This is a genomic window from Acrocarpospora macrocephala (assembly GCF_009687865.1).
Classification (GTDB): domain Bacteria; phylum Actinomycetota; class Actinomycetes; order Streptosporangiales; family Streptosporangiaceae; genus Acrocarpospora; species Acrocarpospora macrocephala.
Map to the genome: position 1 here is coordinate 116042 of NZ_BLAE01000009.1, position 13361 is coordinate 129402.

A 13361-nucleotide genomic window follows, 5' to 3' on the forward strand; every position below is an offset into this window, starting at 1 on the left:
CCGCTGGCACCCGCCGTACCGGAGCAGGCCGAGGAGCCGCCCCCGGCTCCGCGCGGGCCTGACGACGACCCGGAGTTTCTGCGGAACCTGGAGCGGCGGCTCAGGGACGAGGATTAGTTCACGTCAGCGTAGGAGTGCAGGCCGCCGAAGAAGATGTTCACGCCGACCAGGTTGAACAGCAGGCAGCCGAAGGCCACCAGGGAGACGATGAGGGCGGCTTTGCCCTTCCAGCCGGCGGTGGCCCGGGCGTGCAGGTAGGCCGCGTACGCCACCCAGGTGATGAACGCCCAGACCTCTTTGGGGTCCCAGTTCCAGTAGCGTCCCCACGCCTTGTCGGCCCAGAGCGCGCCGGAGATGACGGCGAACGTCCAGATCGGAAAGCCGATCACGATCACCCGGTGCGCGATCCGCTCCAGGTCGGCGAGGGCGGGCAGCCGGGACTGGCCCTCGCCCCGGGAGCCGCGGAACAGGTAGAGCGCGGCGGCCACGCCGCCCACGGTGAACAGCCCGCTGGCGGCGATGGCGGCGGTCACGTGAATGGCCACCCAGTACGAGTCCAGCGCCGGAACCACGGGACCTGCCTGCGTGTACAGCACCCGGACGCTGAACCCGAGCCCGACCGCCGCGATCACGCTCACGAACGCGCCCAGGAACCGGACGGGGTAACGCAGCTGCATGAACAGGTACACGGTCACGGCGGCGAGGATCATCGCCACCACGAACTCGTACATGTTGCCCCACGGCCACCGTTCGACCGCGAGCCCCCGGGTCAGCGTGGCGGTCACGTTGGCGGCCCAGCCGACCCAGGTCAGGCCGACCGCGATCCGCCCGGCGCGCATCGCCCAAGCGACGGGCTCGGCCTCCTGGGTCTCGGTGATCGTGCTGCCGTCTGAGGCGACGAGTTCTCTGACCTGTGCCGGTCGGGTGGCGAAGGCCAGCTCAAGGGCGTACCCGACCATGGCGGCCAGGTAGAGGAGGATGGCGGCCAGGATGAGCTGGTCGCTCAGGGTGGCCAGAGTGTCAGCGGTCATCCGAGACTCCTGAACGGGGGTTGAGCGAGGCGACGATCTCGGCGAACTCGTCGGTGAAATTCGACCCCTCGGTGCGGGACAATCCTCCCACCGTCACCCTTCCGTCCTTCATCCGGACCCAGACCCGGCGGCGGCGGATGGTCAGCGAGAACACCAGGCCCAGGACGGCGGCGATAGAGGCCACCAGCGCGGGCATCCGCCCGGGGTCGTACGTGGTCTGCAAGGAGATCCACTCCTTGACGCCGGTGAACTCGATCTTCCCGGCGCCGCCCGGCAGGTCGAGGGCCTCGCCGACGGCCAGCGGGCGCGGCTGCACGGTCATCGTGCCCAGCGGTTTGAGGTTCTTGTGCGCGCTCAGGTCGTAGACCGACTGCGGCTCGCCGGAGTCCAGCCCGAGGTCGCCCGCGAACGGCCAGACCTGCACGGTCGGGTTGGCGGCCCCGGGGAAGACCGAGATCCACTCCTCCCCGACCGGAAGCGTGGACGGCAGGAACCGCCCCAGGAAGGCCAGCTGCTGGGGCCGCGCGTCCGGCACCTTGATGACGCACTCGGATTCGTACGTCGAGGTGTTGGAGGTCAGGCACGGCACCGGTCCCTCGTACGCGACCTGCCCCTGCCCGTCGGTCACCTTGAAGACGGGCGCGTAGCCGTGGCCGATCAGGTAGGTCAACGTGCCGTTGACGTCCAGTGGCTCGTTGACGCGCAGATCGACCACCCGCTCGGCCGCGCCGGGGGCGTCCTTGACGCTCAGCGTGGCGGAGAACGTGAGCGGCTGGCCTACCTTCTCGTGCCCTGGCCCGATATAGGTGGCCTGGAAGTCGGTGAGCTTGAACGAGAACGGTTCCAGCGACTCGGCGGAGACGGAAGCACCGGGGACATAACGGTCGTAGGCCGCGACGGTGTTGGCGAAGCCGTCGCCTTCGACCACCAGGACGTTGCCCTTGTAGCCGTACAGCCCGCCGGCGCCGACCGCGATCAGCAGGACCAGCAGCGCGACGTGGAAGACCAGGTTGCCGGTCTCCCGGAGGTGACCCTTCTCGGCCGCCACCCAGTCGGGTCCGGTTTCGACCCGGAAGCGCCGCTTCTTGAGCGTGGCCGCGGCTTCGGCGATCGTGAGGTCCGCCGTGAACTCGTCGTGGTGTGGCAGGCGGAGCAGGTTGCGCGGCGCGGCCGGGGGTTTGCGGCGGATCTCCTTGAGGTGGGCCAGCGTGCGCGGCAGCACGCAGCCGACCAGCGACAGGAACAGCAGCAGGTAGATGGCCGCGAACCAGGGCGAGTGGAACACGTCGAACAGCCAGAACCGGTCCAGCCATTCGGCCTTGACCGGGTCGTTCGCGTAGTAGCGCGCCACGAGGCTGGCATCGACGTTGCGTTGCGGGAAGACCGAACCGGGCACCGATGCGAGCGCGAACAGGAACAGCAGGATGAGCGCGGTCCGCATCGAGGTGAGCGTGCGCCAGCCCCAGCGCAACCAGCCGACCACCCCGAGACCCACGGGCTTGGTGACTTCCTTCTGCTCTTCGTCGGTCAGCGTCATCAGATCACCGGCTCGAATCCGCCCACCCAGCCCTGCAGGCCCGCGATGAGCTCACCCCACAGGCCGGTGACGAGCAGCAGCCCCACGGCCACCAGCATCGCGCCGCCGACCCGGGTGATGAGTTGGGAATGGCGGCGAACCGCCCGGAAGGTGTGCAACGCCCTGCGGTAGGCGAGCCCGGCGAGGATGAACGGCAGGCCCAGGCCCAGGGCGTACCCAAAGGCCAGGAGCGCCCCACGAGCGGCGCTGCCTTGGTCGACGGAGAGGGTCAGCACAACAGCCAGGGTGGGGCCGATGCACGGCGTCCAGCCGAGGCCGAAGACGACGCCGAGCAGCGGCGCGCCCGCAAGACCGGCGGTGGGGAGCTTGTGGAAGCGGAACTCGCGCTGCAACCCGGGGATGAGGCCGAGGAACGCGAGCCCGAGCACGATCGTGAGCGCGCCCAGCACCTTCGTGATGACCTGGGCATTGCCGAGAAGCGCCGCGCCGAGACCGCCGAAGAGCGCGCCGCCGAGCACGAAGACCAGAGCGAATCCGAGCACGAAGAGCCCGCTGCCGAGCACCAGCGTGCGCCGGCGCGGGTCGGCGCTCATACCCGTGACGTACGACAGGTAGCCCGGCACCAGCGGCAGCACGCACGGCGAGAGGAACGAGACGAGACCGGCCAGCAACGCGATCGGCAGCGCGATCAGCAGCGAACCGGAGGCGACCGTCTCAGCGAGATTCACTGTTGACCTTGGTGACGGCGTCGAGCAACGCCTGGTACTTGACCGCGCCGAGAGCCCGCGCGGCGATCTTCCCGTTCCTGTCGATGATCAGCGTGGACGGGATCGCGGCGGGCGGCACGGTCCCCTGGAACCCGAGCAGCACCTGCCCCTGCTGGTCGTGAATGCTCGGATACCCCGGCTCCATGGCCCGGTCATAGGCGAGCGCCGCCGTCTTCTGATCCTTGAAGTTCACCCCGAGGAACTCCACACCCCCCGATTTGGTACGGGCGGCGACATCTTTCAGGATCGGCCCCTCGGCCCGGCAGGGCGCACACCAGGACGCCCAGAAGTTGAGCACGACGACTTTGCCCTTGGCCATCCCCGCAGTCGACCCATCCAGCGACTGCCCTTCAACCGCAGGCGCGGCCTTCCGCTCCCCCGGCTCAAAGATCTGGATTTTTCCGTCACCGGGGATAAATCGCGTATCTCCGGACTCCGGCTGCCCCGAACTCTGCGAACCCGCACAGCCCGCCAGCACAAGGATGGCAAGCACGAAGACGAGAGGTTTGATGGGCATCGGAGAACGATCTCCTAGTACTACGGCCAGTAGAGCAACGTCACTCTACTGCGTCATGCCCGCGCCTCCGGCACGGGGGCTCGGGCGCCTTCAGCCTGTGTCTTCCCTCGTCTCTCCGGTCGCTTCGCTCCCTGCGTTCCTCAGTCCAGACACAGGCGCGCCCTCACGGGGATAGCTCGCCCTAAGCTCCGGCCAGGGGATTGCTCTTGAGCAGGATCGCGGCCGGTTCCGTATAGCCAACGGTGACCAGCCGGTCGTCCTCGAAGGTGAAGCTCGTCAGGCTGGCCAGCGAACACTGGCGTCGCCGCGGATCATGCCAGAGCCGCCGGTTCTCCGCCGCCAGCCGGATGATCCAGATCGGCAACTGATGGCTGACCATCAGGATCTCGTGCCCGCGAACCGCCGCTTTCGCGGAGTCGATGACGGACTTCATCCGGGCCACCACGTCCAGATACGCCTCCCCCCAGGAAGGCCGCCGCGGATCCCTGATGTGCCAGAAGTTGCGCGGATCCTTGAAGACCGCGCCCGCCAGCCGCTTGCCCTCGAAGACGTTCGTCGCCTCGATCAACCGATCGTCCAGGGCGACCGCGAGCCCGCCCAGGGCCTCCGCGCTCGGCGCGGCCGTCTCCTGGGCGCGCTCCATCGGCGAACTCCAGATCGCCACGATGTCCCGCCCCGCGATGGACTTGGCCACCATGTCGGCCATCGCCCGGCCGTTGTCCGACAGGTGATATCCCGGCAATCTGCCGTAGAGGACGCCCGCGGGGTTATACACCTCACCGTGGCGCAGCAGATGAACAACGGTGGTCTCAGTCATGGTGGCGCCAGCCTACTGCGCTAAACCGGCGTGCTCTGACTCGCCGCGCCCGGCTCCAGCGCCAGCGGAGCACACGCGGTGCGCAGCGCCTCCACCGCCGCCCGGATCGCGGGACGGCGGGCCGCGTCGGTCCGCCACAGCGCATAAACACGGCGAATCGGCCGGGGCAGGATCGGGACCATCCGCACCTCGTCGGGCACCGCGCCCCGGCCCAACCGCGGGATGAGCGCGTAACCGTGCCCAGCCGCGACCATGGCCATCTGCGACGGATACTCATCGGCGTAGCACACCACCTGGGGCTCCTTCTCCGACGACCGGATCAGGAACATCAGGAAATCATGGCAGACCGTCCCCGGCGAGGAGATGATCCACTGATCGCCGGGCAGGTCGGCCAGGGCCACCTCGCGCTGGTCGGCCAGCGGGTGGTCGGCCGGCACGGCGACATCGGCCACGTCTTCGAGCAGCGCGGCCCGGGACAGACCGTCCGGGATGGCTATCGGCCGGTTGACCCAGTCCTGCACCACGGCCAGGTCGATCTCGCCCCGGGTGACCTCGCGCACCATCCGGTCCGGCTCGCGCTCGTAGACGAGCAGGTCCAGGTCCGGGTGCCGATCCTTGAGCAGGGTGAGCGCGTTCGGCATGATGCCGCGCGCGGCGGTCGGGAAGGCCGCCATGGACAGCCTGCCGACGACCGCGCCGCGCAGCGCTTCGAAGTCCGCCTCGGCGGTCTCCACCAGCGCGAGGATCTTCTCGGCGTGGTCGGCCAGCAGCCCGGCGGCGTCGGTCAGCTTGACCCCGCGCCCGTTGCGCTCGACCAGCACGGCGCCGGTCTCCCGCTCCAACTTGGCGAGTTGCTGGGAGATGGCGGACGGGGTCACCATCAACGCTTCCGCCGCCGCCCCCACCGAACCGTAGGTCGCGACCGCGTGCAGAGCCTTCAACCGGTGCAAGTCCAACATGTAGCTAGTCTAAACCATGCACCTAAGAAAATCTCGCTTGTGCTCAACTGTTAAGCACTGGAAAATGAAGACATGAGAATCCTAAACAACGTCTTCACGAAGACCACCCGCCCCGCCGAACTCTCCTACCTGGAGACCCTGGCCCGCCAGGCCCGTCAGTCCCGCTCCAAGAAGCTGAGTCGCTCAACCTGAAGCTGCTGCTCTTGCTGCAGCCGGTAGGGCTTCGGCGATCCGAGTCAGTGCGTCGTCGTCGTGCGCGGCAGAGAGGAACCACGCCTCGTACGCGGACGGCGGCAGGTAGACGCCCTGATCCAGCATCGAGTGGAAGAACGCCGTGTAGGCCGCCGTGTTCTGGGTCTTCGCCGACGCGAAGTCCGTCACCGGCTGATCGGTGAAGAAAATGGAGAAGAGGTTCCCGGCGCGCTGGAGCCGATGCGGCACCCCCGCGGCGGCCAGCGCGTCCGAAGCCGCCCTGCCGATGATCAAGGCAGAAGCGTCGACCCGGTCGTAGACGTCGGCGTCGCAGGCGATCAACGTGGCCAATCCGGCGGCGCACGCGAGCGGGTTTCCCGACAGCGTGCCCGCCTGGTACACCGGCCCCTCTGGAGCGAGGTAAGCCATCACGTCGGCCCGGCCGCCGAAGGCCGCCGCCGGGAGGCCGCCGCCCATCACCTTGCCGAAGGTCATCAGGTCGGCGCCCACGGAGTCGAGGCCGTACCAGCCGGAGGCGGTCACCCGGAAGCCGGTCAGCACCTCGTCCACGATGAGCAGCGCGCCATGCTCGGTGCACAGCTCGCGCAGCCGCCGGTTGAAACCGTCAAGCGGCGGGACGACACCCATGTTCGCCGGGCACGCCTCAGTGATCACGCACGCGATCTCGGCGGCCGCGAACGCCTCCTCCACCGCCGACACGTCGTTGTACGGCAACACGATCGTGTCCGCCGCCGACGCACCCGTCACGCCCGGGGTATCCGGCAGGCCGAAGGTGACGACACCGGAACCCGCCGAAGCCAGCAGCGCGTCCACGTGCCCGTGGTAACACCCGGCGAACTTGATGATTTTCGATCGGCCGGTGAAGCCGCGCGCGAGCCGTACCGCGCTCATGGTGGCCTCGGTGCCGGAGCTGACCAGCCGCACCTTTTCGACGGCCGGGCTCATCCGGTTGACGATCTCCTCGGCGAGCAGCACCTCGCCCTCGGTGGCGGTGCCGTAGGAGAGACCGTGGGCGAGCGCGTCGGAGACGGCCTGCACCACGGCGGGATGCCGGTGGCCCAGAATCATCGGCCCCCACGAGCAGACCAGGTCCACATACTGGTTGCCGTCCACATCCGTGAGGTACGGCCCCTGCCCGGAGGCCATGAACCTCGGTGTGCCGCCCACCGCCCCGAAGGCGCGGACCGGGGAGTTCACCCCGCCCGGCACGAGCTCCTTGGCCCGGGCGAACAGTTTCGCGGATTGCTGGGTAAATTCCACGCCCACGAGATTAGTCGGCAATCAGGTCGAGCACGCGCAGGGGATCGGGCAGCGGACGCCCGTCCGGCGGGCGCAGCCAGGTCACCACCGAGCCGTCCGGAAGCGTCGACGGCGGCGCGAGCACGTAGCTGTCGCGGCAGTGCCAGCGCAGCCCAGGTGAGGAGTCGATCGTCTCGGGGCCGTAGTCGAGATGGCAGGACCACCACTCGTCCTCGTCGTCGGGCGCACCTCGGGTAGCCACATAAAAAAGAACCCGGTCGCCGTTCGCGGCGACCGGGCCAGTGGCGAATCCGGCGGCGTCCATGGCCGCCAGCGCCGTGATCCCGGCGGCGGCGGGGACGTCGAACACGTCGAACACCCGGCCGGTGGGCAGGATCACGTTCGCCTCGGGGTTCTGCCCCCACCAGCGGGTGAGCTGGGCGGTGTCCAGCGTGGCCTGCATCTGCCAGGCGGGCGACAGCGGATGCATGCCGGGATCGGGACAGCCGATCCGATCGCACGAGCAGGCGCGCCCGCCCTCGCGGAGCGGGTGCGCCCCTAGACAGCTGGCCCAGCCGAGCGCGGCGTAGTGCAGCACCGAGGTGATGGGGCGCGGCGTCCGGTGCGCGCGCCGCCTCGATCTCCGAGCCAGCGGTACCCCCACCATGGTGCCCCTCCCCGATGCCCGACGGAAACAACAACCACACGGGTGGCTGGTGTTGCACCCGATAATGCCTGTTACCAAATGACCTTCGCAGGGCGACCCCCGCATATGGCCCGGTTAGGCCAAGCGGCGGGCGATTTCCGTGGCCCAGTAGGTCAGGATCAGATCAGCACCAGCCCGCCGGATGGCGATCAGCGATTCCATGATCACTCGATCCCGGTCGATCCAGCCGTTCGCGGCGGCGGCCTCCACCATCGCGTACTCCCCGCTCACCTGGTAGGCGGCCACGGGCACGTCCACCATGTCGCGGACCTGCCGCAGGATGTCCAGGTAGGGCAGCGCGGGCTTCACCATGACCGCGTCCGCGCCCTCGTCCAGGTCCAGCCGGACCTCGCGCAGCGCCTCCCCGACCGGCCCGGCCGGATCCTGCTGGTACGCGTTCCGGTCGCCGAACTGCGGCGCGCACTCGGCCGCCTCCCGGAACGGGCCATAGAACCCGGACGCGAACTTCGCCGAGTAGGCCAGGATCGGAATCTCCGCGAACCCTTCGGTGTCCAGCGCCGCCCGGATCGCCGCGACCTGGCCGTCCATCATGCCGCTCGGCGCGATCACCTGCGAGCCCGCCCGCGCCTGCGCGACGGCGGCGGCGGCATAACGCTCCAGCGTGGCGTCGTTGTCGACCTCGCCGGTCGCGGTGAGCAGGCCGCAGTGGCCGTGGTCGGTGTACTCATCCAGGCAGGTGTCCGACACCAGCACCAGCGCGTCGCCCACCTCGGCAGCCAGGTCGGCCAGGGCGAGCTGCACGATGCCGTCCGGGTCGTCGGCGGCCGAACCCCGGCCGTCCTTGTGCAGCGGGATGCCGAACAGGATGAGCCCGCCGACACCCGCCTCAGCGGCTTCGTGCGCGGCTTTGCGGAGCGAGTCGCGCGTGTGCTGCAGCACGCCGGGCATCGACCCGACCGGGTTCGGCTCGGCGATGCCCTCCTTGACGAAGAGCGGCAGGATCAGCTCGGCCGGATGCAGCCGGGTCCCGGCCACCATGCGGCGCAGCGGCGCGGTCCGGCGCAACCGGCGCGGTCTAGCGACCGGAAACTCAGCGGTCATTCCCCTCACCTCATGTTATTTGGCCCGGCGACGGGCGCCCCTGCGCGTCTGTGACGGGCGACGCGGAACCTCACCCGCGGAGACGGCCGCCTGGCGCTGCTTCGCACCGTACTCCGCCAGCGCCGCCGCGAGGGCCGAAGCCGAAGGTTTGTCGGCCATCACGTCCACCCGCAGCCCGAACTCCTCCGCCGTTTTGGCGGTCTGCGGGCCGATGACCGCGATAACAGTGACGTTATGCGGTTTCCCGGCGATCCCCACCAGATTCCGCACGGTCGAAGAAGACGTGAAAAGTACAGCGTCGAACCCGCCGCTCTTGATCGCCTCCCGAATCGGCGCCGGCGGCGGCGCGGCCCGGACCGTGCGGTAGGCGGTCACGTCGTCGCACTCCCAGCCGAGCTCGGTCAGCCCGGCCACCAGCGTCTCGGTGGCGATGTCGGCACGCGGCAGCAGCACCCGGTTGATCGGGTCCAGCATCGAGTCGTACGGCGGCCACTCGGCCAGCAGCCCTTCCGAGGACTGCTCGCCGGTCGGCATCAGATCCGGCCGGACCCCGAACTCGACCAGGGCCCGCGCGGTGGCGTCACCCACGGCGGCCACCTTCAGCCCGGCGAAGGCGCGCGCGTCCAGCCCGTATTCCTCGAACTTCTCGCGGACCGCCTTGACGGCGTTGGCGCTGGTGAAGGCCACCCACTCGTAGCGTCCGGTGACCAGGCCCTTGATGGCGCGGTCCATCTGCTGCGGCGTGCGCGGGGGTTCCACCGAGATGGTGGGCACCTCCTCGGGCACCGCGCCGTACGAGCGGAGCTGCTCGGACAGCCCGGCGGCCTGCTCCTTGGTGCGCGGCACCAGCACCCGCCAGCCGAACAGCGCCCGGGTCTCGAACCAGGAGAGCTTGTCCCGCTGGCCGACCGCGTCGCCGACCACGATGACCGCGGGCTCGGTCATCCCGGCGTGCTTCAGGTCGGGGCCGAGCCGCCCGAGCGAGGAGACCACCGTGTACTGCTCGGTGGTGGTGCCGTCGCTGGTCACCGCGACCGGCGTGTGGTCGGGCTTGCCGCCGGCGATGAGCGCCTTGGCGATCGGGACCGCCTCGGCGAGACCGTTGTAGATCACCAGGGTGCCCTGGCAGGCGGCGTGCGGCGACCAGTCGGTGACCTGCGTGGCGTCCACGATCCGGAACTCCGGCACCGACGAGGCGGCCGGGATGCCGGCGTAGGTGAGCACCGCGGTCGCGGGCGGCACGCCGGGCACGATCTCGAACTCCACCTCGGCCTTGGCGCAGGCCGCGACCTCCTCGGCGACCGAGGAGAACAGCGAGGGATCGCCGGGGCAGACCCGGACGACCCGCTTGCCCGCCTTGGCCGCGGCGATGAAGCCCTCCGTCATCACGATCACGTTGGGCGGGCAGTGGCGCAGCATCGCGCCGTACACCTCCTGGTCCAGCACGACGACATCGGCGCGCGACAGTAGGTCGGCGCCGCGAAGTGTGAGCAGGTTCTCGTCGCCGGGCCCAGCTCCGACAAATGCCACGAATCCAGATTCGGTATTGCTCAATGGGCCCCCATCAACGTGCCGGCCCCTTGCGCGATCATGGCGACCGCGAGCTCGCGCCCGAGGTCCATGGCTGCCGTCCGGGGTCCGGAGGCGGACTTGCGGACCGCTCGCGCGCCGTCGATCGCGACGACGGTGGCGGTCAAATTCAACGTGTGCCCGTCATCCGCCGCATACGCGCCCACCGGCGCGGAGCAGCCCGCCTCCAGGGCGGCCAGCACCGCACGCTCGGCGGTGACGGCGGCCCTGGTCCTGGCGTCGTCGAGCGCGGACAGCAGCTCGACCAGGTCGGGGCGCCCGGTCAGGCACTCCACCGCGAGCGCGCCCTGCCCAGGGGCGGGCAGCATCTCGTCGGTGTCGAACAGCTGGGCGATCTCGCCGTCGCGGCCCAGGCGGGCGAGCCCGGCGGCGGCCAGCACCACCCCGTCCAGCTCGCCGGCGGTGACCTTGCCGATCCGGGTGTCGGCGTTGCCGCGAATCGGCACGTACTCCAGGTCGGCGCGGAGCGCGCGCAGCTGGGCGATCCGGCGCGGCGAGCCGGTGCCGACCCTGGCCCCTGGCGCCAGGTCGGCCAGCTTGACCGCGCCCACCAGGGCGTCCCTGGGGTCGTCGCGGAGCCGGATGGCCGCGATGGTGATCTGCGGGTCCGCGGCGGTGGGCAGGTCCTTGAGCGAGTGCACGGCGAAGTCGATGTCGCCCTCGATCAGGTGGGTGCGCAGCTCGCTGACGAACACGCCGGTGCCGCCGAGCTGGCTGAGCTGCGCCTTGCTCACGTCGCCCAGCGTGGTGATGCCGACGAGTTCGACCGTCCGGCCGGTGAGCGCGGTCAGCCGGTCCGCCACCTGCTGCGACTGCGTCGTCGCCATCAGGCTCTTGCGGGTGCCCAGCCTCAGCTTCACTGTTCGAGCTCCATCCTGGATACGGCGCCCGGCGCCTTCGGGTCCAGATTGAACAGTTCGCGGAGCGCCTCGGCATAATGATCGCCTGCCGGGGACGCCGCGAGCTGCTTGACACGCACAGTCGGCTCATGGAGGAGTTTGTCCACCACGCGCCTGACCATGTGCGCGACCTCGTCTTTTAGCTTGCCATCGAGTTCGGGCACTCGTGCCGCCAACCGGCCCATCTCGGCCTCGACCACGGCCGCCGCCCGGCTGCGCAGCGCGATCACGGTCGGCGTGACCCGGGCCGCGCGGGTCTGGTCCAGGTAGGCGGCGACCTCCTCGGCCACGATCCCCCGGACCGCCTCGATCTCGGCCCCGCGCCCGCCGTCGCCGCCGATCCCGGCCTGCTGCATCGAGTCCAGGTCGACCAGGGTGACGCCGGGGAACGTGCGCACGCCCGGGTCCACGTCGTGCGGCAGCGCCAGGTCCAGCAAGAACAGGGGTCGCGAACGGCCCGCCATCGCCGCCAGCACCATGTCCGTGGTGATCGCGCGGTTGCCCGCTCCGACGCAGGAGACCACCAGGTCGGCCTGGGCCAGCTCGGCGGTCACTTCGGTGAGTTCGACCGCCCGGCCGCCGACCGTCTCGGCGAGCCGTACGGCGCGCTCGTAGGTGCGGTTGGCGATGACGATGTTGGTGACGCCCGCGCGGGCCAGGGTGGCGGCGGACAGGGCGCTCATCGAGCCCGCGCCGACGACCAGGGCGCGGCGGCCCTTGATCGGGCCGAGCACCCGCCCGGCCAGGTCCAGGCCCACCCCGACCAGGGATGCCCCGGCCCGGTCGATGCCGGTCTCGCTGTGCGCGCGCTTGCCCGCCCGCAGCGCGTGCTGGACCAGCTCGTTCAGCGTCGGGCCGACGCTGCCCTCGTGCTGGGCGGTCCGCAGCGCCGTCCTGATCTGGCCGAGGATCTGGCCCTCGCCGACGACCATGGAGTCCAGGCCGCAGGCGACCGAGAACAGGTGGTGGACCGCGCGCTCCTCGTAGTGCACGTAGAGGTGCCGGGTCAGCTGCTCCTGCGGCACGTCCGAGTGGGCGGCCAGCAGGTCGGTCAGCGCGGTGACCCCGCCGTGGAACTTGTCCACGTCGGCGTAGAGCTCGACCCGGTTGCAGGTGGAGACGACCATGGCCTCCGACACGTGCTCGTCCTGGCGCACGTCGTGCAGCAGCTTCAGCAGCGCGTCACCCGAGACGGTCACACGCTCCAGCAGAGCCACCGGAGCGGTCCGGTGGCTGAGCCCGACGATGAGCATGGTCATCCGGCCTCCCCGGCCCAGTCCTCGGCCATCATGGGCCCCCCACTCACCTTGCGCTGCTCATGAAACGCGAGGATCTGCAGTTCAATGGATAGATCGACCTTACGGACATCGACACCGTCAGGCACCGTGAGCACGACGGGGGCGAAGTTCAAGATACTCGTGACGCCGGCGGCGATGACCCGGTCGCAGACCTGCTGCGCCGCCGTCGCGGGGGTGGCGATCACCACGATCGACACGCCGCGCTTGCGGATGACGGCCTCCAGGCCGTCGGAATGTTCCACCGTCAGGCCCGCGATGTGGTCCCCGACCACGGCGGGATCGGCGTCCAGCAGCCCGGCCACCCGGAATCCCCTGGACACGAAGCCGCCGTAGTTGGCCAGCGCCCGGCCCAGGTTGCCGACGCCCACGATGGCCACCGCCCAGTCCTGGGTGAGGCCGAGCTCGCGGGAGATCTGGTAGATCAGGTACTGCACGTCGTAGCCGACGCCGCGGGTGCCGTACGACCCCAGGTGGGAGAGGTCCTTGCGGAGTTTGGCGGAGTTCACGCCCGCGGCCAGGGCCAGATCCTCCGAGCTCACCGTCGCGGTGCCGCGCTCGGCCAGGCCGTTCAGGGCACGCAGGTAGAGCGGCAGCCGCGCGACGGTCGCGTCGGGGATGCCGCGCTCACGAGCTTGCGGAATACGGCGGATCACTGGCCGGAGCTCCCGGGGGGAATGAGACGGATGTTGAGAACAAACCCCAGGTTAGTGCCTTTGTGAAGCCATG

At 69.9% G+C, this 13361-nt stretch carries 13 protein-coding genes; all 13 read right to left on the reverse strand.

Going from position 1 to position 13361, the window contains the following annotated elements; all coding sequences use genetic code 11:
* Positions 1-113: 113 nt before the first annotated feature.
* Entirely contained in the window at positions 114-1031 is a 918-nt protein-coding gene (gene ccsB, locus Amac_RS08770; protein ID WP_155353819.1) for a c-type cytochrome biogenesis protein CcsB, read from the reverse strand.
* Positions 1021-2568: a cytochrome c biogenesis protein ResB gene (resB, locus tag Amac_RS08775; protein WP_155353820.1), complete on the reverse strand. Its 1548-nt coding sequence runs from the start codon at positions 2566-2568 to the stop codon at positions 1021-1023. Before resB ends, ccsB begins: the two co-directional genes overlap by 11 nt.
* The gene (locus Amac_RS08780) at positions 2568-3296 is read right to left on the reverse strand and encodes a cytochrome c biogenesis CcdA family protein (protein ID WP_155353821.1); all 729 of its coding nucleotides are present in this window, start codon (positions 3294-3296) and stop codon (positions 2568-2570) included. Before Amac_RS08780 ends, resB begins: the two co-directional genes overlap by 1 nt.
* On the reverse strand, positions 3283-3852 hold the full coding sequence (locus Amac_RS08785) for a TlpA family protein disulfide reductase (protein WP_155353822.1): 570 nt from the start codon (positions 3850-3852) through the stop codon (positions 3283-3285). Before Amac_RS08785 ends, Amac_RS08780 begins: the two co-directional genes overlap by 14 nt.
* Positions 3853-4033: 181 nt before the next feature.
* On the reverse strand, positions 4034-4669 hold the full coding sequence (locus Amac_RS08790; RefSeq protein WP_170322390.1) for a histidine phosphatase family protein: 636 nt from the start codon (positions 4667-4669) through the stop codon (positions 4034-4036).
* 20 nt (positions 4670-4689) lie between these two features.
* Positions 4690-5628 (reverse strand): LysR family transcriptional regulator, encoded by a 939-nt coding sequence (locus Amac_RS08795; protein ID WP_155353823.1) that lies wholly within the window; start codon positions 5626-5628, stop codon positions 4690-4692.
* A 183-nt stretch (positions 5629-5811) separates the two neighbouring features.
* A complete protein-coding gene (hemL, locus tag Amac_RS08800; RefSeq protein WP_155353824.1) occupies positions 5812-7101 on the reverse strand; it encodes a glutamate-1-semialdehyde 2,1-aminomutase in 1290 nt (429 codons plus the stop codon).
* Positions 7102-7111: 10 nt separating this feature from the next.
* Positions 7112-7747, reverse strand: a complete 636-nt coding sequence (locus Amac_RS08805; RefSeq protein ID WP_155353825.1) for a bifunctional DNA primase/polymerase — start codon at positions 7745-7747, stop codon at positions 7112-7114.
* A 114-nt stretch (positions 7748-7861) separates the two neighbouring features.
* The gene (gene hemB / locus Amac_RS08810) at positions 7862-8848 is read right to left on the reverse strand and encodes a porphobilinogen synthase (RefSeq protein ID WP_155353826.1); all 987 of its coding nucleotides are present in this window, start codon (positions 8846-8848) and stop codon (positions 7862-7864) included.
* 15 nt (positions 8849-8863) lie between these two features.
* Positions 8864-10378 carry a bifunctional uroporphyrinogen-III C-methyltransferase/uroporphyrinogen-III synthase gene (locus Amac_RS08815; RefSeq protein ID WP_218040948.1) on the reverse strand — a complete coding sequence of 505 codons (1515 nt, stop codon included), beginning with the start codon at positions 10376-10378 and terminating at the stop codon, positions 8864-8866.
* Positions 10379-10398: 20 nt separating this feature from the next.
* Positions 10399-11298, reverse strand: coding sequence for a hydroxymethylbilane synthase (gene hemC, locus Amac_RS08820; protein WP_281356258.1), 900 nt, complete (start codon positions 11296-11298; stop codon positions 10399-10401).
* Positions 11295-12596: a glutamyl-tRNA reductase gene (locus tag Amac_RS08825; RefSeq protein WP_155353828.1), complete on the reverse strand. Its 1302-nt coding sequence runs from the start codon at positions 12594-12596 to the stop codon at positions 11295-11297. Before Amac_RS08825 ends, hemC begins: the two co-directional genes overlap by 4 nt.
* The gene (locus tag Amac_RS08830; RefSeq protein ID WP_155350368.1) at positions 12593-13288 is read right to left on the reverse strand and encodes a redox-sensing transcriptional repressor Rex; all 696 of its coding nucleotides are present in this window, start codon (positions 13286-13288) and stop codon (positions 12593-12595) included. Before Amac_RS08830 ends, Amac_RS08825 begins: the two co-directional genes overlap by 4 nt.
* Positions 13289-13361: the final 73 nt, after the last annotated feature.